Consider the following 25,017-nt stretch of genomic DNA (forward strand, 5'->3'; position numbering starts at 1 on the left):
GGCGCCGACCGGGATGATCATGAATTCCTGGATGTCCAGGTTGTTGTCGGCGTGCGCGCCGCCGTTGATGACGTTCATCATCGGCACCGGCATTTCCATGCCGCCCGAGCCGCCGAAGTAGCGGTACAGGGGCAGGCCCGCGTCCTCCGCGGCGGCGCGCGCCACGGCCATGGACACGGCCAGGGTCGCGTTGGCGCCCAGGCGGGACTTGTTCTCGGTGCCATCCAGGTCGATCAGGGTGCGGTCGATGAAGGCTTGCTCGGAAGCGTCCAGGCCGATGATGGCCTCGGCGATCTCGGTGTTGATGTTCTCGCAGGCGCGCAGCACGCCCTTGCCGAAATAGCGCTTGGCGTCCCCGTCGCGCAGCTCGATGGCCTCGCGCGAGCCGGTCGAGGCGCCGGACGGCACGGCCGCGCGGCCGGTCACGCCGGATTCCAGCAGCACATCGCATTCCACGGTCGGATTGCCGCGCGAGTCGATGATTTCACGGGCAATAACGTCAACAATAGCGGTCATGATTTAGTCTCAGATAGGTGGGAACGCCGAAGGATGAAAACCAACGGCGAAAGGCTGGGGTCAGACCTGGCGGGTCAGCCCCCGGAATTTGCATCGGGTTTAAGCCGGCGCGCCGATCTTCATGATCTTCAGCGCGTTGGTGCCGCCCACCAGCCCCATGGGCTCGCCCCAGGTCAGCACCACGGTGTCGCCGCGCTGAACGACGCCGCGCGCGATCAGCAGTTCCTCCACCGAGCGCAGCACCGTTTCGCGGTCGCGCGTCTGCTTCAGCTCCAGCGACACCACGTTGCGGTACAGCGCCAGCTTGCGCTGCGTGGCCACGCTCGGCGTCAGCGCGATGATGGGCACGTTGATGTTGTTGCGGCTCATCCACAGGCAGGTGGAGCCGGACTCGGTCAGCGCGGCGATCGCCTTCACGCGCAGGTGGTGCGCGGTGAACAGCGCGCCGTAGGCGATGGACTGGTCGATGCGGCTGAAGGTGGTGTTGATCAGGTCCACGTCCGGATTGGACGGGTTCCACTTCTCGGCGTCCAGGCAGATCGCGGCCATCGCCTCGACCGTCTCCACCGGATACTTGCCGGAGGCGGTTTCGGCCGACGTCATCACGGCGTCGGTGCCGTCCAGCACCGCGTTGGCCACGTCCGACACCTCCGCGCGGGTCGGCACGGCGTTGACGATCATCGACTCCATCATCTGCGTGGCCGTGATGGCCAGCTTGTTGGAGGCGCGCGCCATCTTGATCATGCGCTTCTGCAGCGCCGGCACGGCGGCGTTGCCCACCTCGACGGCCAGGTCGCCGCGGGCGACCATGATGCCGTCCGACGCGTCCAGGATCTCCTGCAGCGCCGGAATCGCCTCGGCGCGTTCGATCTTGGCGATCATGAACGGCTTGTGCGCCCACGGCTCGCCGGCGATGTTGGCCAGTTGGCGCGCCATCACCATGTCGGTCGCGTTTTTCGGGAACGAGACGGCGATGTAGTCGGCCTGGAAGGACATCGCGGTCTTGATGTCCTCCATGTCCTTGGCCGTCAGCGCCGGCGCCGACAGGCCGCCGCCCTGGCGGTTGATGCCCTTGTTGTTCGACAGCTCGCCGCCGATCTTCACGGTGGTGTGGATCTCGCTGCCAATGATGCGGTCCACGGTCATCACGATCAGGCCGTCGTTCAGCAGCAGCACGTCGGCCGGACGCAGGTCGCGCGGCAGGTCCTTGTAGTCCAGGCCCACGCGTTCCTGGTTGCCCAGTTCACCGTTCTCGCCCCACTTCGCGTCCAGCACGAACTTGTCGCCGTTCTCCAGGTGGATGCGGCCTTCCTCGAATTTGCCGATGCGGATCTTCGGGCCCTGCAAGTCGGCCATGATGGCCACTTCACGCCCCACGCGGGCCGCCGCCTCGCGCACCATGCGGGCGCGCTCGACGTGGTCCTGCGCCTTGCCATGCGAGAAGTTCAGGCGCACGACGTTGACGCCGGCGTTGAACATCCGGACCAGGGTTTCCAGGTCGTTCGAAGCCGGGCCGATGGTGGCCACGATCTTCGTTGCGCGGTGGGTGGTGGCTACTTGCACTGTGTCTCTCACGGGTATCTCTTTCGCAGGTTGGTGGTTATATGCCGGACGTCGCTGGGCGGGGGTTGGGAACTTCCCGGGGGGAGTCCCTTTAACCGCTGTTGCGCAAGCCGGCGGCAATGCCATTGATAGATAAATGTATGCCCTCGCGCGTCGTCGCGTCGCTGTCGCCCTCGCGGAAGCGGCGCAGCAGCTCGACCTGCACGTGGTTCAGCGGGTCGATGTAAGGGAAGCGGTTGCGGATCGAGCGTTGCAGCAGCGGATTCGCGTCCTGCAGCTCGGCCTGGCCGGTGATCTGTTTGAGCGCCTCCACGGTGCGCTCATGCTCGGCGCGGATGCGGCCGAAGATGGATTCGCGCAGCGCCGGGTCGCTGACCAGGGTGGCGTAGCGGCTGGCGATGGCCATGTCGCTCTTGGCCAGCACCATGTCCATATTGGACAGCACGGTGTTGAAGAACGGCCAGTCCCGGTACATCTTTTGCAGTTGCTGGAGGCCGTCCGGATGCGCGGCCAGGAACTTGGCCACGGCGGAGCCGAAGCCATACCAGCCCGGCAGCATCACGCGGCACTGGGCCCAGCTCAGCACCCAGGGAATGGCGCGCAGGTCCTCGATGGAGGTGGACTTCTTGCGCGAGGCGGGGCGACTGCCGATGTTCAGCGCCGCGATCTCCGCGATCACGGTCGACTCCCAGAAATAGGTCTCGAAGCCCTCGGTCTCGTAGACCAGCGAGCGGTAGGAGCGCAGCGCCTCGTCCGACAGCGCCTGCATGGCGGCCAGTTGGGCGGCGTCCGGCTCGGCCGAACGGGGCGCCAGCAGCGTCGCCTCCATGGTCGCGGCCACCATCACCTCCAGGTTGCGGCGGCCCACCTCGGGGTTCGCGTACTTGGCGGTGATGACCTCGCCCTGCTCGGTCAGGCGGATGCGGCCCTGCACCGCGCCCCGCGGCTGCGCCAGGATCGCCTCGTAGCTCGGACCGCCGCCGCGGCCGACGGAACCGCCGCGGCCATGGAACAGGCGCATCTTGATGCCGTGCTTCTTGAACACGCCCACCAGCTCGATCTCGGCCTTGTACAGTTCCCAGCCCGAGGTCAGGAAGCCGCCGTCCTTGTTGGAGTCCGAATAGCCCAGCATGACTTCCTGCAGGCTGCCGCGCGACTGCAGCAGGTCCATGTACAGCGGGATCGCGAAGGCGCGCGCCATGATGTCCGGGCCGGCGCGCAAGTCGTCGATGGTCTCGAACAGCGGGATGATGTTGACCGCCATGTGGGTCGGATCGGTCACCGAGCCGGCGCGCAGCAGGCCGTGCTCCTTCAGCAGCAGCGCCACCTCCAGCAGGTCCGACACGCTGGCCGCCTTGGAGATGATGTAGTTGGTGACGCAGTCCTGGCCGTAGGCGGCGTGGGCCTCCTTCAGCGCGCGGAAGATGGCCAGTTCGCCGGCGGTGTCCTCGGTGTAGCTGGTGTAAGGGGAAATCAGCAGGCGCGGCGTGTGCAGCTCCTCCAGCAGCAGCTTGCAGCGCGCCTCCTCGTCCAGGCCGAGGTAGTCCACGCCGGGACGCGCGGTGGCCAGCAGTTCGCCGACCACGCGCTCGTGCACGTCCGAGTTCTGGCGCAGGTCGATCGGCGCCAGGCTGAAGCCGAACACCTTCACGGCGCGGCGCAGATGGCGCAAACGGCCGCGCGCCAGCACCTGCGAGCCGTTCGCCACCAGCGAGTGGTTCACGATTTCCAGGTCCGCCAGCAGGGCCTCGGCCGAGGCGTAGGGCTCGGCGCCGGCCGCTTGCGCCGCGGCGCCGGTCTGCTGGGCGAAACGGGCGCGCGTCGCGGACAGGCGGGCGTGGATGCCGTAGATGGCGCGGCGGTAAGGCTCGTCCACGCGGTGCGGCGACAGGTCCGGCGACGCGTCGGCCAGCTGGCGCAGCTGCTCCGAGCAGCCCGTCATGTTCTGCGCCAGCGACAGCTGGGAGGCCAGCTTGTGCAGCTCGGCCAGGTAGTGTTCCAGCGCCACGTCGGACTGGCGCTGCAGGGTGCCGCGCAGAACGGACGCGGTGACGAAGGGGTTGCCGTCGCGGTCGCCGCCGATCCAGCTGCCGACCTTCATGAAGGTCGGCAGTTCCTCGGCCGTCCAGCGCTGGTCCAGCTTGGCCAGCATGTCCTGCAGGGTGCAGTACAGCTGCGGCAGGCCGCTCAGGATGGTGCGGTCGAAGAAGGACAGGCCGTTGTTCACCTCGTCCATCACGGACAGCTTGGCCCGGCGCAGCAGGCGCGTGTTCCACAGCGTGTGGATGCCGCGCGCCAGCGCGTCGTCGTTGAGTTCCCGCTCCTCCGGCGTCATTTGCACGCGGTCGCGCTCATCGAGGATGCGGGCGATCGCCATCTGGCAGTTGAGCGTGGACTTGCGCTGCACCTCGGTCGGGTGCGCGGTGAAGACGGGGCTGATGTGGGCGTCGGCGAAGAAATCGCCCAGCGCGTCGGTGCAGCCCGCGTTCACCACGTTCTGCACCGCCTTGGCCATGCTGCCCACGCGCGGCGCGGAGCCGGCGATCAGGTGGGCGCGGCCGCGGCGGGTGTGGTGCTGGTCCTCGGCGATATTGGCCAGCAGCGAGAAGTAGCTGAAGGCGCGTATCAGTTGCCGGGTTTCCTCCTGCGACAGCGCGTGCAGCGCCTGGTCCAGCTCTTCCTGCGCCTGCACGTCGGCCTCGCGGCGGAAGCGGATCGCCACCTGGCGAATGTTCTCGATGCGGTTGAACGCCTCGTCGCCATGCTGCGCGCGTATCGTATCGCCCAGCATTCGGCCCAGCTGGCGGATGTCCCGCCCCAGCAACTCGTCCTTGAACTCTACCGCTTTCGACCCGTCCATATCGCTGCACCCCGCTGATTTGTAGTAATTTTACAGATTAGAAGAAGAATTACACCAAATTGCGCATGCGGGAACCATAAGCCGCCGCATACACCTGGTATAAGGTAAATTTACTACATTATCAGTAAAAAAGCGGCAACAGGCAACTGGAAATTCAATGGAAACCTATTACGTTTTGACATAGCGCAAGCAAATGCGACGATGTATAGACAGCTTCATGAGCCCGCGCAAGAGACCTGCTATGGCGTGATGGCGATAGAGGATGGGAACGAAAAAACGGCCAACCCGCCGGGAGGCGGGTTGCGGGGGGCTTGCCGCGCAAGCCCCTCCTCAGGCGCTCCGCGCCGGCGCCAGCGCGGGCGCCTGATGATCCGGCTCGGCGGTCGCGCGCGGCGGCTGGGCCCTTGCGCCCGATTTGACGCGCGGATGGCGGCGGCGCCACCACATCAACAGGCCCGTCCACATGAACAGCAGCGGCGTCACGCCGGCGAGGGTGATCAGCACGCGGCCCGGAACCCCGAACGCCTCGCCGGTATGCAGGGGGAACTGCCAGCCCAGGAAGCGGTCTCCCGGCGCGGCCGTGAGGGGATCGCGCACCTTCAGGATGGTGCCCTGGTAGGCATCCACGCTGACACGCGTATTGCCGGAGCCCTTGCGCACCTCGCCGGGCTGGCGCATGCGTAGCTCGTATGGCGTTTTCGGTCCGGCGGGCAGGCCGACGCGCGACAGGCGCGCCTCCGGGAAGCGGGCCTGCGCCACCCGCATGGCCTGCGCCACGCCGATCGGCGCCGGCCTGGCGGCGCCTCCGGCCACCAGCGCCGGCGCGTTGGCCACCTTGTCGTTCGGCGCCATGGCCGCCACCGCGCCCACCAGCGGCGTCACCCAGGTGGGCAGGTTGAAGTACCAGCCCGAGAATCCCAGCACCGCCAGCACCGGCAGGGCGAAAATACCCACCGCCCGGTGCAGGCTGTAGTTGAAGGCGGCCGGTGATCCGCCCACGCGCACCGTGACCGCCTTGCCCAGCGAAGACCAGGTGGCCTTGGGCCACCAAAGCGCCAGCCCCACCAGCGAGGTCAGCAGCATGGCCAGCCCGCTGACGCCCATGACGGTCTTGCCGGTTTCACCCAGCAGCAGATAGCGGTGGGTGAAGAACAGCGTCGGCATCAGCAGCGGACGCGACACGCCGATCTCGCCCCAGGTGCGCTCGCCGGTCGCGCGCATCCGGTACGGGTCCCACATCACCTGGCGCGTGCGATCCAGCTCGACGAGCGAATCGGGGTCGCGCTTGACGCGGTAGCCGAACACCCAGGCGCGGTCCGCCTCCCCGCCCAGGGACAGGCTGTCGGGCCGGCCGTAGCGCGGATCGGCGCTGATCGTTTCCACGGCCCGCTGCACCAGCTCCGGCCGCCACCGTCCCGGCGTATCGCCCGCCCGGCCGTCGGGTGGCGCCACGTGGAACAAGGCCGGATTCAGGACGCCGTCCAGCTCGTCCACCCACGCCAGGGGTATGCCGGTCAAGCCGGCCAGGACGAACATCAACCCGAACACCAGGCTCGATACCAGGTGCGCCTGGCGTAAGCCCGACCGCAATCGTCCGTGAACCATGTCTGTCCTGTTCGCAATCTGGAGCGGCCGGGCAATACGGGCTTGCCTTATCGGTCCGGCTCGTGAATAATAATGAGAATGAATCTCATTATCACAAATATAGCCAGGCGCGTCAACGTCACGCTGCTGGCGGGCGCCGCCGCGAGCACGCCCCTCCTCCACGCACAAACCGCCACCCGGACTCCCGACGCCGAGCCTCTCCCGGACGTGGTGATCACGGCCACCCGCGCGCCCAAGGCCATCGACAAGATTCCCGGCGCCGTGATGGTGATCGGCCAGCGCGAACTGGAAGGCCAGTACACCCTGGCCGACGACCCGTCCCAGGCCCTGGCCATCCACGTGCCGAGCTTCTCGCCCAGCCGCCAGAAGATGTCCGCCGCCGGCGAATCGCTGCGCGGGCGCGTGCCCCTGATCTTGCTGGACGGCGTCCCGCAATCGAACCCGCTGCGCGCGGGCATGCGCGAGGGCTATTTCGCCGACACCGCCGTGATCGAGCGCGTCGAAGTGATCAACGGCGCCTCCGCCATCCAGGGCATGGGCGCCACCGGCGGCATCATCAATTACATCACCCGTTCGCCCAAGAAGAACGGCACCGAACACACGGCGCATGTCCGCATGTCCAACCAGTTCCGCTCCGACAGCCTGGATTGGAAGACCGGCTACTCGCTCGCCCACAAGTCGGACAGCTTCGACCTGTTCGGCTACGCGGGCGTGCAGCGGCGCGGCGTGGGCTATGACGGCAGGGGCCGCCGCCTGGGATTGGAAACGGTCCAGGGCGACACCAACGACGCCGGCGGCCACGACCTGTTCCTCAAGATCGGCAAGAGCTTCGGCGACCAGCGCGTGTCGGCCAGCTACAACCGCTTCAAGATGGAGGGCGACGGCGACTACCGCAACGTCAACGCGGTGCTGGCCCAGGGCATCCCGACCACCGCCGTCGAGGGCACGCCGCCCGGCGCGCCGGCGCGCAACGCGGTCGAGACGGGCAGCGTCGAATACCGCCACGACGCGTTGGCGGGCGGCCGCTTCACGGCCCAGCTGTTCAAGCAGGACTTCGCCTCGCTGTACGGGGCGACCAACACCGCCACCTTCCAGGACGCGCGCATCGCGCCGGTGGGCTCGCTGTACGACCAGTCCGAGATCATCGCCGACAAATACGGCGCCAAGCTGACCTACGTGCGTCCGGACACCCTGGTCCAAGGCCTGGAAGTCACGGCGGGCTTCGACCTGCTGCACGACAGCACGCGCCAGCAGCTGTCCGGCACCAACCGCACCTGGGTGCCCGAACTGAACTTCACGTCGCGCGCGCCGTTCGCGCAGTTCGAATACGAGGTCGGCCCCGTCACCTTGCGCACCGGCGTGCGCCGCGAGGACGCCAAGCTGGATGTGGACAGCTACACCACGCTCGCCTCGTACGGCGGCCGCCTGGTGCTCGGCGGCCAGCGCAGCTTCACCAGGAATGTCAGGAACATCGGCGCGGTGTGGCGCTTCGCCCCGCAATGGTCGATGTTCGTCAGCAGCGCGGAGGGCTTCGGCCTGCCCGACGTCGGCCTGGTGCTGCGCGCGGTGAACCGGCCGGGCCAGTCGGTCGCCTCGCTGTTCGACATGGAACCGGTCGTCACGCGCAACAACGAGATCGGGGTCAACTGGCGTGGCCGGCAAGGCAACCTCGGCGGATCCTATTACGACTCGCGCTCCAAGCTGGGCACGGCGCTGCGCATCAACTCCGCCGGCATCGGCCAGCTGGACCGCGTGCCGACCCACGTCCACGGCTGGGAACTGGTGGGCGACTGGCGCCTCGATCGCGCCTGGACCTTCACCGGCAGCCACGCGCGCGCCATCGGCAAGACCGCCACCACCGCCGGCGCACCGATCGACGTGGAACTGGGCGGGCGCCAGATCGGCCCGGCCAAGACCGTACTGGGTGCGAACTGGCGGTTGAGCCCCGACGGCCAGCTGCGCCTGCAGGCCACCCACCTGGCCGACCGCGACATCAACGCCGGACGCATGGCCGGCACCGCCATCCTCGAGGAGCACTTCAAGGGCTACACGCTGCTGGACCTGGTGGGCGGCCTCCAGACGCGCTGGGGCAAGGTGGGCGTCGGCATCGACAACCTGCTCGACCGCCAATACATCCACTACTACTCGCAGTCGGCCAATTCGCGCGAAGCCACCGCCTACTTCGCCGGCCGCGGCAGGACACTCTCGGTCAACTGGTCGCGTGGTTTCTGACCGGACGGCCAGCGCCCGTCGGCGCCCTACGCGAAACGACATCGCGCCGCGAGCCTATGGCTCGAAATCTGTCACGGCTCACTTCTTCAGATAGCGCAGGGTGCGGGCGGATTGGGCCTCCTTGTCCCGCTCCTCCGCGCTGTCCACCAGCACGCGCTGGCTGGGGCGCGAAACGCTGGCGCCCACCTCGTCCACCAGCTTCATGGCCGCCAGCAGGATGCGCTGCTGGGTGTCCATGAACACGCCGTAGGACGGATTGAGCACGAAATACACCACCTCGAACTCGAGCGCGTCCTGCGTCACGTTCTTCAGGTGGGCGCGGTCGAAGCGCACGGTGTCCTGCCGCTCCACCACGCGCCGCAGCGCGGCCGGGATGCCCTCGGCCACCGACACCGGCGTGGCCGGATCCAGGTTCAGCGAAAACTGCACGCGCCGGTTCTGCATGCGCTTGAAGTTGCGCACGGTGTTTTTCAGCAGGTCCGCGTTGGCGATGACGATCTGCTCGCCGCTGTCGGCGCGGATGCGCGTGGTCTTCAGCCCCACGTGCTCGACGCTGCCGGAGAAGCCGTTCACGCTGATCGCGTCGCCCACCTCGAAAGGCTTGTCGACCGCGATCGACAGCGACGCGAACAGGTCGCCCAGGATGTTCTGCACCGCCAGCGCCACCGCCACGCCGCCGATCCCCAGGCTGGCGACGAAGGCGGAGATGTTGATGCCGAGGTTGGACAGCATGGCCAGCAGCAACACCACCCACAGCACGGTCTTCATGCCCCAGCCCATCAAGGTGCGCGCCACCGTCGGCTGCGCCTCGGATTCGCCGTGGCGCTTGAAGTAGCGGGTCGCGCAGATGGTGATCAGCTGGTTCAGCCAGAAACCGATCTGCAGGCCCAGCGTGATGAACCACAGGTGCTTGACGCGGTCCGCCCAGGGCTGCGGCAGGTCCAGCACGGTCAGGCCGATCAGCAAGGCGGTGACGACCACGACCAGGTTGCTGGTCTTGGCCAGGGTGCCGCTCAGCAATTCGGCCACGGGGCGGCTGCTGTGCTCGTCGGATTTGATCTTCTTGAGGCGGCAGCGGCACAGCACCAGCACGCCATGGATGACGATGAAACTGAGGACGGCCACACCCACGCTGAGCAGCCAGTTGCTGGCCGCGATGCCTTCGAACACGCCGTCGAACGAGTTGATGAACTTTTTGAAATCCAAATTCCGCTCCCTGTGCGCCTGGCGGGCTCCGCCGCGCGGCAAAACCGCACCTTAGCCCAATCAGGCGGGGCCGGCCGTGCGTTGACGCACATAGGGTGTCAGCCGCCTCTTACATGCGCACGGCGCGCCCGCCGCTGGGGCGCGACGCTCCCGGCACGCATACTCGTGGCATCCCTCTTCACTCAGCAATGCAAGGACCACATGACTTCCACCCTATGCCTGGCCGGCCTGGCCCAGGCGGCCAGCACGGCAACCCAGGCGGCCCGCGCGGCCGCCGCGGCGAACGACGCGGCGGCGGACACGCGCCGCCACACGGAAACCGATGGCGCCCGCTGGATCCACCACCATCTGGCGTCGGCCGGCGACCCGGCCGCGCAGCGCGGCGTCGCGCGCGCCTGGCTGGCGTCCCGGCTGGACGAGGCCGCCGGCCTGCCATGCGACTTTCCGGACCACCCGTCCGGCGCCGCCGCGTGGATACAGGCCAACACCGACCGCGTCGGCGTGGCCTACCAGCAATACCTGACGGAACGCAGGGCCGGCGCGCCGCGCCGCTATTTCAGCAACAAGTCGCACGCGCTGCACTTCCTGCGCGGCGCCGCGCCCACCAAGCTGGTCGATGGCGCATGGCTGTACGGCATGCTGCAACGCTGGCGCGACGACGACGTGCGCCCCTTGATCGACATCTACATCGAGGAACTGGGCAACGGCGTGCCGGACAAGAACCACGTGCTGCTCTACCGCCAGTTGCTCGAGGCGCACGGCATCGCCGCCGACGCGCCGCTGCCCGACGACCACTATGTGCAGGGCGCCATCCAGCTGGCATTCGGCCATTGCGGCGATGAATTCCTGCCGGAACTGGTGGGTTTCAACCTGGGCTACGAACAGTTGCCGCTGCACCTGCTGATCACCGCCTACGAGCTGAACGAACTGGGCGTCGATCCCTATTACTTCACGCTGCACGTCACGGTGGACAACGCCGCCACCGGCCACGCGGCCGGCGCGCTGAACGCCATGCGCCGCCTGCTGGCGCGCGGCGCCTGTCCCGCCACTTTCCTGCGCCGCATGGTGGCGGGAATGCGCCTCAACGAACTGGGCGCGGGCACCCTCTCCATCATCGAAGGTTTCGACCTGGACCGGGAAGTGGCCGCCATGCTGGCCGAGAAGTCGCGCCACGGCCGCAATATGCACTCGGACTACTGCCGCGTGGGTGGACGCACCGTCAACGAATGGCTGGCCAGCCCGGACCAGGTGCCCGCCTTCCTGCGCCAGCTGGAACAGCAGGGCTGGATACGGCGCGGCGAGGAGCCGCGCAACAGCCGCTTCTGGCGCCTGATCGAAGGCGAGCGCGCCGAGATGTTCGGCGTGTTCAGCGTGGCCGAACAGCAGTTGCTGCGCGACTGGATCGGCACCGGCGCGGACGGCCGCACGGCCGGCCCGGGCCGCGCGCCCAGTTTCCGCGCCACCCTGCGCAGCATGGAGGGCGATGGCGCGGCCCAACGCGCCGCGGCCCAGGCGCCGCGCGGCGTGCTGCGCCGCCGCTCCGGTCGGGGGCGGGACGATGAACAATGGCTGGGCTGCGAGCTGCGCCAGCTGGAGGCGCAACTCGCCACGGTTGGCAAGGACGAGGCGATGGCCATGCTGATCCCGCTGATGGCCCCGTCCCGCCACCACACCGCGCCCGGCCTGATGGCGACGCGCATTTTCACGAGGATGTACAACCATGGCTGAGAGCGACCAGTATCACGCCCCGAATTGCAATCCAATTCACCATCCATTTCACGACCAGGCCACCAGCCCGCGGCCGGGCGGCTTGGACCGCTCGGCGCTGCTGGAGGCGGGCCGCATCCTGCAAGCCCTCGACTACCGCTTCACCACCGTCACCCCCGCCACGCAGGCGCGCGTGCTGGCGCGCGAACCGGACGCCTGGGCGCGCGGCTTGCGCGACGTGTTCGGCTGGAGCCGGCCCTACCACGCCGGCGTGCTGCCGCCCGAACTGGCGGCGCTGATGTCGCTCACCGGCCTGGCCAAGCCCCACGGCGACGGCTGGCGCAGCACCGTGCGCTGCTCGTCGCTGGGCGAACGCCTGTACTTCCACAGCGCCTACCCCACCGGCGACGCCGACGCCGTGTTCTTCGGTCCGGACACCAGCCGTTTCATCCGCGCCCTGAACCATGAGCTCACGATGTGGCCCTGCACCCCGCAGCGCATCGCGGACCTGGGCTGCGGCTCCGGCGCCGCCGCCATCGAGCTGGCGCGGCGCTTCCGCACCGCCGAGGTGCTGGCGGTCGACATCAACGACGCCGCGCTGGCCATCACCGAAGTGAACGCCGCGCTGGCCGGCGTGTCCAACGTCTGGCTGCTGCACAGCGACCTGCTGGCCCAGGCCGAGGGCGGCTTCGACCTCATCGTCGCCAACCCGCCCTACCTGCTGGACGCGGCCGAACGCAGCTACCGCCACGGCGGCGGCGCGCTGGGCGAGGGCCTGGCGTTGCGCATCGTGGACACTGCACTGCGGCGCCTGCGTCCCGGCGGCACGCTGATGCTCTACACCGGCGTGGCCATGGTGGACGGCGAGGATCCCTTCCTGGAGCACGTGAAGGCCCGCCTGGCGGGCGCGCCCTGCCGCTGGCGCTACCAGGAGATCGATCCCGACGTGTTCGGGGAGGAACTGGAACTGCCGGCCTACGCCGGCGCCGAGCGCATCGCCGCGGTGTGGCTGACCGTCACCCTGGATTGAGAGGAGATGATGCAACACGCAACGGATTACGCTCCGGTGATCGTCGTACATGGCGGCGCCGGCGCCAACGAACTGGATAAGGATGGCTGCCTGGCCGCCGCGCGCGCCGGTCTCGACGCGCTCGGCGATGGCGGCCTGGCGGCGGCGGTCGCCGCGGTCGCCGCGCTGGAGGACGATGGACGCTTCAACGCCGGCAGCGGCGCGGTGCTTTGCCTGGACGGCAAGACGGTTGAAATGGACGCCGCCGTCATGGACTCGCTGGGCGCGCTGGGGGCGGTGGCCTGCGTCCGCCATGTGAAGAACCCCGTGTGGCTGGCGCACGCCGTGTCGCGCACGCCGCACTGGCTGCTGGCCGGCGAAGGCGCCGACAGCCTGGCGCGCACGCTGGGTTTGCCGCCCTCCGGTCCGCCGGGGGAGCGCGCGCTGCGGCGCCACGCCAAGCTGCTCGAACGCCTGCGCGGCAAGATACCGGAACTGCCGGGCATCGACAACGGCGCTTTCGAGCGTTTCTGGAATTACGAAACGCCCGCCGGCGCCGCCGGTTCCGGTGGAGCCAACGACGGCGCCTGCGATACCGTCGGCGCCGTGGTGCGCGACGCGTCCGGCGCATTCGCGGTGGCCAGCTCCACCGGCGGCTCGGCGCCCTCGCTGCTGGGCCGCGTGGGCGACACGCCCATCATCGGCGGCGGCTTCTACGCCGGTCCGGCGGGCGCGGTGGCGGCCACCGGCCTCGGCGAACACATCGTGCGGCACCTGCTGGCGCACACGGTCTACCGCTGGATCGAGGGCGGCGTGCCGCTGGCGCAGGCGCTGGAGCGCGGCGTCGGCCTGTTCGAGCCGCGCGTCCCCATCGGCCTGATCGCCGTCGGCAAGACCGAATCCGGCTGGCGCAGCAACCGCGACATGCCCGTGGCGGAGCTGCGCCATGACTAGAGCGGCGGGCGGCTGCCTGCTCGTCATCGGCGGCCACGAGGACCGCGAGCACGGCAAGGACGTGCTGGACCGCTTCCTGGAACTCTCCGGCGGCGCCGGCGCGCCCATCGTCGTCGTCACCGCCGCCAGCACCGCTCCGGACAAGGTCTGGGCCATCTACAAGCGGGCCTTCGCCGCGCTGGGCGCCACCGACGTGCGCCCCCTGCACCTGGGCGGCCCCGGAGAGGCGGGCTACGCGGCCATGGCGCAGGCCATCCACCGCGCCGGCGGCGTGTTCCTGTCCGGCGGCGACCAGAAGCGCCTGTTGCGATGCCTGGCCGGCACGCCCGTGGAGGCGGCCCTGCACGCGGCGCTGGAACGCGGCGCCTGCATCGCCGGCACCAGCGCCGGCGCCTCGGCGCTGGCGGCGCGCATGCTGGCCGGCGGCTACACCAGCCTGCAGCCTTTGAAGGGCGCCGTCACGCTGGCGGCGGGCCTGGGCTTCGTGGGCGGCGTCGTCATCGACCAGCACTTCGCCCAGCGCCACCGGCTGGCCCGCCTGATGTCCGTGATCGCCGAGCACCCGCACTGCTACGGCGTGGGCATCGACGAGGACACGGCGCTGCTGGCCGGACCCGGTCCCGTGATCGAAGTGCTGGGCGCCGGCAGCGTCACCATCCTGGACGGGCGCGCCATGGAATCGAACGTCGAGGAAATCCGCCGGCACGCCCGGCCACGCCTGCTGGATGTGCGCGTGCACCTGCTGCCCTCCCGTTCCCGTTTCGCGCTGGAGGAAAGCGCGGACGGGAAGATCCAGGCGGCGCCCGAATCCCTGCGCCATTTCATACAAACCATGACAACCAAGAGCGAGACATGAACATCATAGAACAGCGGCTGCTGCGCGGCCCCAACCTGTACGCCCGCCGTCCCTGCCTGCTGACGGTGCTGGACCTGGGGGAACTGGGGACGGTGTCCAGCATCACGGACCCGGACTTCACCGGGCGGCTGCTGGAACTGCTGCCGGCGCTGCATGAGCACCGCTGTTCGCTGGGCCAGTACAGCGGCTTCGCGCAGAGCCTGCGGGGCGGCACCAACATGGCCCACGTGGTCGAACACGTGACCCTGGCGCTGCAATGCCTGGCCGGCCCCACCGTCAGTTTCGGCCGCACCCGCCCGGTGGCCGGCCACGACAGCCGCTACCGCGTGGTGTGCGCCTACGAGATCGAACAGCTGGCCGGCGCCGCGCTGGTGGCCGCGCTGGAACTGGTGGAGACGCTGGCGCGCGGCGGCGCGGTGGACCTGGACGCCGTGCTGGCCCCGCTGCGCGAGACGGCCTCGCGGCACGCCATCGGCACCAGCACCGCCGCCGTGCTGGCGGCGGCGCGCAAGCGCGGCATCCCCTACAGCCGCCTGACGGACGAGGCCAACCTGTTCCAGCTGGGCTGGGGCGGCAAGCAGAAACGCCTGCAGGCCACCATCACCGGCAACACCGGCCACGTGGCCGTCGGCGTGGCCGCCGACAAGCAGCTGACCAAGCTGCTGCTCAAGGAGGCCGGCGTGCCGGTGCCCAACGGCGGCATCGCCGCCACGGCGGAGGAGGCGCGGCAACTGGCGCGGCGCATGGGCGGCGTGGTCACCGTCAAGCCGCTGGACGGCAACCATGGCCGCGGCGTGAGCACCGGCTGCGCCACGACGGAAGAGGTGCTGGCCGCCTACGAGCGCGCGCGCGAACACGGGCGCCGCGTCATCGTCGAGCGCCACATCGAGGGCCACGACTACCGCGTGCTGGTCGCCGGCAAGCGCGTCGCGGCGGCGGCGCTGCGCCGCCCGCCATCGGTCACCGGCGACGGCGCCAGCACCGTGCGCGAACTGGTGGAACGGGAAAACCGCAACCCGGCGCGCGGCGAGGGCCATTCCAACATCCTCAGCATCATTCCGCTGGACGGCCACGCCGAGGGCGTGCTGGCCAAGCAGGGTTACGGCCTCGATTCCATCCCCGAGGCTGGAACCGTGGTCACGCTGCGCGGCAACGCCAACCTCTCCACCGGCGGCACGGCGGAGGACGTGACGGACCTGCTGCCGCAGGAGACGTGCGACATCTGCGTGCGCGCGGCGCGCAAGGTGGGGCTGGACATCGCCGGCATCGACGTGGTCTGCGCCGACATCTCCCGCCCCTTGCGCGAACAGGGCGGCGCCGTCATCGAGGTGAACGCGGCGCCCGGCATCCGCATGCACCACTACCCCAGCGCCGGCATGCCGCGCGACGCGGGCGCCGCCATCGTCGAGGCGCTGTACGGCGAGGGCAACGGCCGCATCCCCGTGATCGCCGTCACCGGCACCAACGGCAAGACCACCACCACGCTGATGCTGGAGCACACCGCGCGCCTGGCCGGGCTGGCCACCGGCTGCACCACCACCGAAGGCGTGTACGTGGCCGGCAAGCGCATCGTCAAGGGCGACTGCAGCGGCTACTGGTCCGCGCGCACGGTGCTGGGCGCGCCGGAGGTGGACTTCGCGGTGCTGGAGACGGCGCGCGGCGGCATCCTCAAGCGCGGCCTGGCGTTCGACAGGTGCGACGTGTCCATCGTGCTCAACGTGAGCTCGGACCACCTGGGCATGGACGGCGTGGACACGCTGGAGGAGCTGGCCGACGTGAAGGCCGTGGTGGCGCGCGCCGCCTCGCGCGCGGTGGTGCTGAACGCGGAGGACAGGCTGTGCGTGGCCATGGCGGCGCGCATCCGCACCGAGGTGGAGTTGATCTGGTTCGCGCTGAACGCCGAGAATCCGCACCTGCTGCGCCACCTGGAGCATGGCGGCCGGGGCGCCTACATGCAGGACGGCGCGCTGGTGCTGGCCGACGGCACCCGCCGGCGCCGGCTGGTGAACGTGGCGGACATGCCGTCCGCCATGGGCGGGCACGCGCGCCACAACATCGCCAACGCGCTGGCCACGGCCGCCGCGCTGATGGCCTGCGGCTTCATCGGCGCGCAGATCGCGCACGGGCTGGCCACCTTCGTCTCGGACGGCCGCCACAATCCGCTGCGCGCCAACCTGTTCGACGTGCGCGGCGTGCAGGTGGTGGTCGACTACGCCCACAACCCGGCGGCGCACCGGGCCATCGCCTCCATGGCGCGGGGGCTGAGCAAGGGACGCGTGGTGGGCGTGGTCACCACGCCGGGCGACCGCCGCAACGAGGACCTGCGCGCCGTGGGCGAGACCTGCGGCGCGCTGTACGACGACGTGGTGATCTACGAGGCGGAGCGGCGCGGGCGGGCCGAGGGCGAGACCGCCGCGCTGATCGCGGCGGGCGCGGAAGCCAACGGCAACCGCGCGGCGGTGCACATCCGCATCGCCGTGACGGAGGCCGTGCGGCACGGACTGGCGCTGTGCCGCGAGGGCGACGTGCTGGTGTTCGCCTGCGGCTCGTCGCTCAATGAACTGGTCGCCGCCCTGCGCGGCAGCGATCCCGAAACCGCCAGCCGCATCGCGGCCGAAGGCGCGTTGTAACCAAGCGGAGGACGATATGGGCAAGACCACAAACACCAACCCGGAGCGGGCGGCGGACAACACCGCCGACAACGCGGGCAACCGGCAAGGCGGCAACGCCAACGACGGCCGCCAGTACGCGCGGAACGAACAGCAGCTCGACAGCGGGAACGTGGCCAAGGGCCACCCGGCCAACAACGTGATCACGCCGCAAAGCCAGCGCAACCTGGACAGCGTGGACCGGCAGGCCGACGCCGCCACCGGCGTCGACGCGGGCAGCGGCGGCGGCACCGAACCGGTCGCGCGGCGCGCCACGCAGGCCGGTCAGGCCACGCATGGGGGCGAGGCCGGCACGCGCGGCTCGGGCAACGAGCCGATCAGCGGCGCGGGCAAGCTGGCCGACGACCGGCCCGGGCGCGACGCGCCCAAAGGCTCGTGACCCGGCCTTGCCCATCGGTCTAAAACCGGGGACAGACCGCCGCGCCACAAGCCACGACAGCGGCATGGGGCGCGGATCGCGGGTCTGTCCCCTGGGTGGCGCGCAGGACTAAGCCGCGCGCCTGGCCCGCCAGGCGGCGATGAAGGCCTCGGCCTGGCGCTGCAGCGTCGTGGGCGCCATGCCCGGGGCGTACAGCGCGCCGCCTATGCCGAAACCGTTGGCGCCGGCCGCCACCCAGCCGGCCATGTTGTCCGGCGAGATCCCGCCCACGGGCCATAGCGGCACCTCGGGCGGCAGCACCGTCTTCATGGCCTTCAGGCCCGCCGGCCCCACCATCTCGGCCGGGAACACCTTCAGCACCTGGGCGCCCGCGTCCAGCGCGTCGAAGGCCTCGGTGGGCGTCGCCACGCCGGGCGCGCACACCATCTGCAGCCCGGCCGCGTGGCTGATGACGGCGCGGTGGCAGTTGGGCGCCACCATCAGCCGTCCGCCCGCCGAGTAGACCGCGTCCACGTCCGCGTGCGTGAGCATGGTGCCGCCGCCGACGATGGCGTCGCCCGGCTTGATCGAAGCGAGGATGGCGATGCATTCGAGCGCGTTGGGACGGTTGAGCGGCACTTCCAGCATGCGGAAGCCGGCGCCGAACAGCACTTCGGCCACCTTGGGCGCCTCCGACGGCGTGAGGCCGCGCAGGATGGCCACCAGGGGCGGGTCGAACAGATTGGGATTCATGGGTATCAGCCTCCAGGAAGGAATTGCGCCAGGGCGGCGCAGTACACGACATCCGGTTCAAGCATGATTACCCGGACATTGTACATCTCCGCCACCTGCGCATACAGTTCGCCGAGCGCCGGCGAGGCGATCAGCCGCACGGCGCCGGCCTGGCAGGCTTTTTCGGCCCGGCGGTCCCCCGCGCCCTCCCCCGGCATCGCCAGCGCGGCGCTGAACTCCGCGCCGATCAGCAGCCCGCTGACGCAGGAGCGGGCCTGCGCGGCCGGCATCGCGCCCGCCACCACGCTGGCTCGGACGCCGAACAGCGCGTGCGACAGCGCCTCCCGGCGCTGCGCCCGCATGGCGCCCGCGAACAGGCCGGCGCGGGCCGCGGCCGCGGCCGCGTTGGCGCCAGCGCCAGCGCCAGCACCAGCACCAGAGTCATCGGCGTCGGCGGCGTCGGCGAGAACGCCGGCGGCTCCGGCGGCGTCATCGGCGGCGCGGGCGTGGCGGGCGCCGCCACTCGCCGCCATCACCTGCGCCAGGGTGCCGCCCGACGACAACATGGCGAACAGCTCGCCCGTCATGTAGGTCGCCAGCTTGGCCACCCGCCCGTGGCACAGCAGCACCCATTTGCTGTGGGTGCCCGGCAGCACCACCCAGCCGTCGCCGTGGCCCAGCGCCAGCGCGCCCAGCAGCTGGATTTCCTCGCCGCGCATGACGTCGATCTCGCCATGGCGGCAGCAATAGCCGGGCACGATGCGCCAGTCCCGCCCTTCCGGTGCGCCGCGCACCGGAACGGCGGCGCCGCGCAAGGCCTCCAGCGGCACCGAACAGTCCAGGTACGGCGCCTCCTGCCAGCCCTGCGCGCTGCCGACCATGCCGGACATCAGCACCTTCGGGTCCGGCCCCGCGTCCAGCTCGTCCAGCAGCGACAGCAAGGCCTCGTCGAAACGCCCGCCCAAGTGCTCGCGCACGGCCAGCAGGCCCAGCCCGTCGCCGTGGCTGCGCAGGCACGCGCCGGAACCGTCCAGCACGTAGGCGCGGCGGTTGGTCGTGCCCCAATCTATGCCGACCAGCTTGCGGCCGCCTTGATCGTTCCCCATCGCGGCGCCCTCCCTTACTGCTCGGCCCCCGCGCTGGCCACGCCGGCCTGGCGCTGCGCCTGGATCTTCTCGGCCGCCTTCTTGCCGGCCAGGAAGGCGTGGTCGGAGTTGTAGTACTCCCACTCGCTGTAGCGGCCCGCCAGCAGGATGTCGTACCGCTCCAGCCAGGCGCGCACGGTGGCCACGTTTTGCGCGCGCGCGTGGTCGTACACCACGTAGGCGTAGGGCATGTCGGCCTCGTTCGCGGTCAGCACCCGGTCGTCCGGCCGCATGATGCCGACCTTGACGCAATCGTCGATGCAGCGCTGGATCAGCGCCTGGCCGTCCAGCGGCAGCGGCTTCCACGGCGAGTAGGAAATCTCGCAGGTGATGCCGAAGCCGCCCGGCGCGTTGCATTCCGGGCTGGCGTTGCCCTGCACGAAGATGCGGTGGAAGATGGTGTCCTCCGGGTAGTAGATCCAGTGCTTGTCGGTGACGCCGGCGCGGCCGATGCCGATGTTGACGTTGCGGATGGAGATGTGGCGCAGGCCGCGCGCCGCCTCGCGCACCTCCTCGGGCGCGGCGGCGCCGATCAGCTTGATCAGTTCCGGCAGCGGCATGGTGCTGATCAGGTGCTCGTACTGGAAGCGGCGGCCGTCGGCCAGCGCCACCACGTGCTCGGCCGGCAGCAGCCGCACCACGTCCGCGTTGACCTCCAGCTGGCCGCGCAGGTGCGGCAGGAAGCCGTTCATCAGCGCCTGGAAGCCGCCCTTCTTCGGATAGCCGAAGCGCGCGTTCGGCCCCATGGGCTTGGGCACCGGCTGCAGCGCGCCGTCGATGATCTCGGCCAGGTCCGGCAGCGGCACGCGGCCGCCCAGCCACGAGGTTTCCATCTCGGTCAGCGGCACGGTCCAGATCTTGCGGTTGTAGGGGATCGCGAAATGCTTGGCGATGCCCGCGCCCCACACGTTGTAGATGAACTCCTCGAAGTTAGCCGACGGCGCCGGCACGCCGGAAGCCGGCGCCGCCGCCACGGCCGCGGCGGCCGCCGAACTCACCGAGGCGGTGGAGTTGGCCACGTCGGCGGTGCCGTCGGCGCAGCAGTCCTCCACCTGGTCGTTGGCGCACACCGCCGCCCGCGGCTTGCCGTAGCGCGCGTCGATGGCGCCGACGATGCATTCCTTGATCACCTCCGGCGGCAGGCCGTACAGCGCGCCCTGGAAGGGATAGCGGGTGAACACCTGCTTGCTGTAGATCCAGGCCTCGCGCATCTGCCAGTGCTGGTTGTCGCCCAGCAGCGTGTCGTACAGCTTGAGCACGTAGGGGTCGTTGGAGAACATGATGTGGCCGGCGTGGTCGAAGGTGAAACCCTTGTCCTGGATCGAGCGGCACCAGCCGCCCACGGTCGGGTTGCGCTCCAGCAGCAGCGTGTCCGCGCCCAGGTGGTAGGCGGCCGACAGGCCGGTGGGGCCGGCGCCGACGATGACGCAGCCGATCTTCTGCGAGGCGCCCGATTTGCGCAGCGGATTGACGTTGGCCTGCGGCTGGCCGGCGGCCTGCGCCTCCCCGGCGGATTCCCCGGCGCCGGCGGCGGCGCGCGCGCCCTTGCCGCCCGGCGGCGTGGTCTCCAGCAGTGCGCGCATGCTGTCGGTGGTGGCCTCCCACGAGGTGCGCGCCACGATGTCGCGCATGCGCGCGGCCATGGCGGCGGTCTGTTCCGGCGTCTGCGCCAGCGCGGCCTCGCAATGGGCGATGAATTCCTCGTGCGTGTGGCCGATGGCCACGATGTCGCCGTACGGTTGCTCGACGTCGGTGATGGCGGTGCTGACGATGGGCAGCCCGGCCGCCATGTACTCCAGCACCTTGGTCGGGCTGATGAAGCGGGTCGACTCGTTCAGCGCGAACGGCAGCAGGCACACGTCCCAGCCGGCCAGGAACTGCGGCAGCGCCTTGTAGGACTGCTGGCCCAGGTAGTGCACGTTCTGGCGCTGGGGCAGCGAGGCCGGGTCGATCTTGACGATGGGGCCCACCATCACCAGCTCCCAGTGCGAGTGGGCGTCGGCCAGCGCGGCGATCAGCTCGGCGTCGAAACGCTCGTCGATCACGCCGTAGAAGCCCAGCCGCGGCCGGCCCAGGTTCTGGTGCAGCGGATGGCCGTTGTTGCGGTCCAGCGCCTGTTCGAAATGGATCGCGTCGACACTGCTGGGGAAGCAGTGCACGTTGTGGTGGCGCGTGCGCTTCGCTTCGAACAGGCTGGGGCCGCCGGTAAACACCAGGTCGGCGGTGTTGAGCAGCGCCGTCTCGCGCTGCAGCAGCTGCTTGGGCGGGTTCTTGAACGCCGCCAGCTCGTCCATGCAGTCGTACACGACCAGGCTGGCGTGCAGCGGCGGCAGCAGCGGCAGCGCCATCGGCGTGTAGAACCACACGATGGGGTCCTCGCCGTCCGGCACCAGGCCGTCGACCATGGGCTGCAGCAGCGGGATCTGGTCGTCGTGGAAGCCGGTCGCGTGCACCGGCGTGTGCGGCTGGCACACGGTGAGGTTGGGCGCCGGTTGGTAGGTTTTCAGCGTGGCCGGGCCCTCGGCGTATACGGGCTCCTCCACCACGATGACCTTGTAGTGCTGCGCCAGGCGGCTCAGCAGATGTTGCGGACGCTGATAGACGAAATCCCAGCGCAAGTGGCAAAACACGATAATGGTTTGCATAGTTCTCTCCTCTGTGCAAAGTTGTTGAGTAAGACGTTGTGCCTGCCGCAAGGCCTCCGCGTACGGCGCGACCAGCACCCTGGCTTTGGGGTCGGGACCGGCGTGGTCCACCTCCCACAGGGCGCTGCGATGCCAGTGATCCGCGTCTTCCCAGTCCGGCCGGTCTATCGCCGGGTACAGACAGATGCCGCGGAAATCAACGCCGTGCTGGATCGCGAGGGCCGCCTGTTCGGCCATTTCGCGTATCCATACGCCACGTCCACTGCCGACGTGGCTGGTTTCCGCCAGCATGAAGGGGCGCTGGTAGCGCTCCTGCAGTTCCAGCAGAATCTGATACAGCGGCTCGCGCCGCGGGTGGTCAAGGTGCCACCACAGGCGTTCGTTGGTGCCGCTTTCCCATTGGTTGCTGTGGTAGTAGTTGCCTCCTATGATGTCGAGATAGCGCGGTTCCCCGCCCAGTTCCGGCTCGCGCCGGCCGGTCAGCATGTCCCAGGCCTCGAACTGCGAGGCGCGCCAGTTGCGGGCCTGCCCGATCCAGTCCGGCCGGTCCAGCGGCGCCACCACGTGGATCAGCGGGTCGCACTGCAGGATGCGCGCGGCCGGCGTCACCTTCCAGATCTCGTCGCAGCCGGCGATGGTGGCGCGCACCAGTTGGCGCTTGCCCAGGTTGCCCGCGTCCGGATGCCGCATGTTTTTGATGTTGAACATGTGCACCGACAAGCCCCAGCTCATGAACGAGATCTCGTTGATGGGCGAATACACCGGCTCCGGCCCCACCCACGGCGCCAGGAACTCGGCGGCGGCGCGGCAAAAGCGCGCGAAGCGGGGAATGAAGTCGGGCGAGTACAGGTCCACGTCGTCCGGCATGCCGTAATGGCAGAAGGTCCACGTGGTCTGGATGCCCAGTTCTTGCGCGGCGCGCAGCCGCCCCTCCAGCACGGAGAAGTCGAACTTGCCGTCCCGTTCGACCAGGCGCCAGCCGATCGACTCGCGCGCCGTGCGGATGGCGAACGGGCGCAGCAGCTCGTAATCGGCGCGGGCGCGCTCCAGGTGGCCCGTCACCAGGTTCATGTCCTGGGCCTGGCCGGCGTGGTTGATGTGGTCGGCGCCCTCGTAGCCGGCCTGCCAGAAACTGGCGAACGGCGCGATCTTCCTCTCGGTCATGGCGGCCCCCTAGAACGGCACGTTGCGGGTGGCGGCGCTGATCTGCTCCAGCGGGATCTTGGGGGAGCGGTCCGCGTTCAGCAGGCCGTTGGTCTCCTGGAAGGTGTCGGCGAACTGCGTGTAGCAGAAGCCGCTGAACATCTGCGTCTCGTTGACCACCTTCAGCAGCGCGCGGTAGTGGTCGTGGAAGGCGGTGGCGGTGTTGGCGCGCGAATAGCCCCAGGTGTGGTGCTCGGGCTGGCGCGGATCGAAGGCGATGCCGCCGAACTCGGTGAGCACGATGGGCTGGCCGCGGTGCGGGAAGCCGTCCAGCGTGAGGATGCGCCCGCCGGGACGGCGCTGGTCGAACAGCGTGCGCACCGGGTCGGCCACCTCGTAGCGCGCCCGTATCTTTTCCGGGTCGGCGTCGTAGTCGTGGATGCCGAGGATGTCGGTGGCCGAGGCCTCCCAGCCGTCGTTGCCGATCACGGGGCGGGTCGCGTCCAGCATGCGCGTGGTGTGGTACAGCGCCTCCACGGCGTTGCGGTGGGCCTGCATCGACGTCAGGTTGGGCACGCCCCAGGACTCGTTGAACGGCACCCAGACGATCAGGCAGGGATGGCTGTAGTCGCGCTCGATGGCCTCGGTCCACTCCTTGAGCAGGCGCGTCATCGAGCGCGCGCTGAAGGCGTAGGCGGACGGCATCTCCTCCCACACCAGCAGGCCCAGCCGGTCGGCCCAGTACAGGTAGCGCGGGTCCTCGATCTTCTGGTGCTTGCGCACGCCGTTGAAGCCCATGGCCTTGGCCAGTTCCACGTCGACGCGCAGCGCCTCGTCGGACGGCGCGGTCAGGTGCGACTTCTCCCAGTAGCCCTGGTCCAGCACCAGCCGCAGCTGGTAGGGCCGGCCGTTCAGCATGAAGCGGTCGCGGCTGATGGCGACCGAGCGCATCGCGGTGTAGGAGCGGATTCGGTCCAGCTCCTCGCCGCCGCTGCGCAGGATCAGCTCGGCGTCCAGCAGCGTCGGCCGTTCCGGGCTCCACAAGAGCTCGTTGCGCGAATCGTCGATGCCGGGGTCGGACAGCGCGATCTTGCGGTTGGCCTCCATGCCCACCAGCAGGTACTCGTCGTCGGCCAGCAGCTTCTCGCCGTGCCACAGCTTGACCTCGACCGACAGGTTGGGCCGCACGTCGCCGCCGGCCAGGATCTCGCAGCCGATCTCGAAGCCGTCGAAGATGGGCGTCCAGCGCAGCGACTTGATATAGGTGGGCGCCAGCTGCTCCACCCACACCGTCTGCCAGATGCCGGTGGTGCGCGGGTACCAGATCGAGTGCGGATGCAGCAGCCAGTCCTGCTTGCCGCGCGGCTTGGCCAGGTCGGACGCGTCGTCCTCGGCCTGCAGCACGATGGTCTGCATGGTGCCGCCGGCCAGCGCGTCGGTGACGTCGATCGAGAACGGCGTGTGGCCGCCCTCGTGGTCGGCCACCAGCACGTCGTTGATCCAGACGCGGGCGTGGTAGTCCACCGCGCCGAAGTGCAGGATGGTGCGCGCGCCCCGCCCCGCCATGGCGAACGTCAGCCGGTACCAGCACACGGTGTGGAATCCCTGGTCGCCGATGCCGCTGGCCTCGCTCTCGGGCGCGAACGGCACGGTGATCCCGCGGTCCCAGGCGATGGCGTCGGTCGGCACGCGGTAGCGCCGCTCGTCGTCGTAGGCGAACTCCCAGTCGCCGTTGAGGGACTGCCATTCGGCGCGCACCAGCTGCGGCCGTGGGTATTCGAACTGGCTCATCTTTTCTCCCGCTGTCGAGTGTCACG

Annotated in this window: 16 protein-coding genes; 7 read left to right on the forward strand and 9 right to left on the reverse strand. The window is 69.6% G+C overall.

Translation table 11 applies throughout. The features are described 5' to 3' along the window. The 4 genes from BM436_RS32865 to BM436_RS32880 form a co-directional block, all read right to left on the reverse strand. Positions 1-516 (reverse strand): phosphopyruvate hydratase family protein (locus BM436_RS32865; RefSeq protein ID WP_503826276.1); only part of this gene is annotated, 516 nt, incomplete at its 3' end. A 99-nt stretch (positions 517-615) separates the two neighbouring features. Further along, complete coding sequence (gene pyk, locus BM436_RS32870) at positions 616-2,205, reverse strand: pyruvate kinase (RefSeq protein ID WP_093560812.1); 1,590 nt, start codon at positions 2,203-2,205, stop codon at positions 616-618. Beyond that, positions 2,171-4,939 (reverse strand): phosphoenolpyruvate carboxylase, encoded by a 2,769-nt coding sequence (gene ppc / locus BM436_RS32875; RefSeq protein WP_093560814.1) that lies wholly within the window; start codon positions 4,937-4,939, stop codon positions 2,171-2,173. Before ppc ends, pyk begins: the two co-directional genes overlap by 35 nt. A gap of 330 nt (positions 4,940-5,269) precedes the next feature. After that, positions 5,270-6,544 (reverse strand): PepSY-associated TM helix domain-containing protein, encoded by a 1,275-nt coding sequence (locus tag BM436_RS32880; protein ID WP_093560816.1) that lies wholly within the window; start codon positions 6,542-6,544, stop codon positions 5,270-5,272. Between the two features lie 78 nt (positions 6,545-6,622). Here BM436_RS32880 and BM436_RS32885 point away from each other — a divergent pair, with 78 nt between their 5' ends. Further along, complete coding sequence (locus tag BM436_RS32885) at positions 6,623-8,776, forward strand: TonB-dependent receptor (protein WP_093560818.1); 2,154 nt, start codon at positions 6,623-6,625, stop codon at positions 8,774-8,776. A 78-nt stretch (positions 8,777-8,854) separates the two neighbouring features. Here the strand turns inward: BM436_RS32885 and BM436_RS32890 are convergent, their stop codons facing one another. After that, the gene (locus tag BM436_RS32890) at positions 8,855-9,982 is read right to left on the reverse strand and encodes a mechanosensitive ion channel family protein (RefSeq protein WP_229490960.1); all 1,128 of its coding nucleotides are present in this window, start codon (positions 9,980-9,982) and stop codon (positions 8,855-8,857) included. A 201-nt stretch (positions 9,983-10,183) separates the two neighbouring features. Here BM436_RS32890 and BM436_RS32895 point away from each other — a divergent pair, with 201 nt between their 5' ends. The 6 genes from BM436_RS32895 to BM436_RS32920 are packed head-to-tail and all read left to right on the forward strand — an operon-like array spanning position 10,184 to position 17,556. Continuing rightward, the gene (locus BM436_RS32895; protein WP_093560820.1) at positions 10,184-11,710 is read left to right on the forward strand and encodes an iron-containing redox enzyme family protein; all 1,527 of its coding nucleotides are present in this window, start codon (positions 10,184-10,186) and stop codon (positions 11,708-11,710) included. Continuing rightward, the gene (locus BM436_RS32900; RefSeq protein WP_093560822.1) at positions 11,703-12,719 is read left to right on the forward strand and encodes a methyltransferase; all 1,017 of its coding nucleotides are present in this window, start codon (positions 11,703-11,705) and stop codon (positions 12,717-12,719) included. The genes BM436_RS32895 and BM436_RS32900 overlap by 8 nt, the downstream gene beginning before the upstream one ends. A 6-nt stretch (positions 12,720-12,725) precedes the next feature. Next, the gene (locus tag BM436_RS32905; RefSeq protein WP_229490962.1) at positions 12,726-13,652 is read left to right on the forward strand and encodes an isoaspartyl peptidase/L-asparaginase; all 927 of its coding nucleotides are present in this window, start codon (positions 12,726-12,728) and stop codon (positions 13,650-13,652) included. After that, positions 13,645-14,508: a cyanophycinase gene (locus BM436_RS32910; RefSeq protein ID WP_093560824.1), complete on the forward strand. Its 864-nt coding sequence runs from the start codon at positions 13,645-13,647 to the stop codon at positions 14,506-14,508. Before BM436_RS32905 ends, BM436_RS32910 begins: the two co-directional genes overlap by 8 nt. After that, positions 14,505-17,138 carry a cyanophycin synthetase gene (cphA, locus tag BM436_RS32915; protein WP_093560826.1) on the forward strand — a complete coding sequence of 878 codons (2,634 nt, stop codon included), beginning with the start codon at positions 14,505-14,507 and terminating at the stop codon, positions 17,136-17,138. Before BM436_RS32910 ends, cphA begins: the two co-directional genes overlap by 4 nt. A 16-nt stretch (positions 17,139-17,154) precedes the next feature. Then, positions 17,155-17,556 carry a hypothetical protein gene (locus BM436_RS32920; RefSeq protein WP_093560828.1) on the forward strand — a complete coding sequence of 134 codons (402 nt, stop codon included), beginning with the start codon at positions 17,155-17,157 and terminating at the stop codon, positions 17,554-17,556. A 108-nt stretch (positions 17,557-17,664) separates the two neighbouring features. Here BM436_RS32920 and BM436_RS32925 read toward each other — a convergent pair whose 3' ends face one another. Genes BM436_RS32925 through BM436_RS32940 form a run of 4 tightly spaced genes read right to left on the reverse strand, consistent with a single transcriptional unit; the run spans position 17,665 to position 24,991 of the window. Then, on the reverse strand, positions 17,665-18,288 hold the full coding sequence (locus BM436_RS32925) for a 2-dehydro-3-deoxy-6-phosphogalactonate aldolase (protein WP_093560830.1): 624 nt from the start codon (positions 18,286-18,288) through the stop codon (positions 17,665-17,667). A gap of 5 nt (positions 18,289-18,293) precedes the next feature. Further along, positions 18,294-19,373, reverse strand: coding sequence for a 2-dehydro-3-deoxygalactonokinase (locus tag BM436_RS32930; RefSeq protein WP_093560832.1), 1,080 nt, complete (start codon positions 19,371-19,373; stop codon positions 18,294-18,296). Between the two features lie 14 nt (positions 19,374-19,387). Further along, positions 19,388-23,221, reverse strand: a complete 3,834-nt coding sequence (locus BM436_RS32935; protein ID WP_229490965.1) for an NAD(P)-binding protein — start codon at positions 23,219-23,221, stop codon at positions 19,388-19,390. Positions 23,222-23,230: 9 nt separating this feature from the next. Further along, complete coding sequence (locus BM436_RS32940; RefSeq protein WP_093560834.1) at positions 23,231-24,991, reverse strand: glycoside hydrolase family 2 protein; 1,761 nt, start codon at positions 24,989-24,991, stop codon at positions 23,231-23,233. Positions 24,992-25,017: the final 26 nt, after the last annotated feature.

Origin of the sequence: Pseudoduganella namucuonensis (assembly GCF_900116645.1) — a bacterium.
Taxonomy (GTDB): Bacteria; Pseudomonadota; Gammaproteobacteria; order Burkholderiales; family Burkholderiaceae_D; genus Rugamonas; species Rugamonas namucuonensis.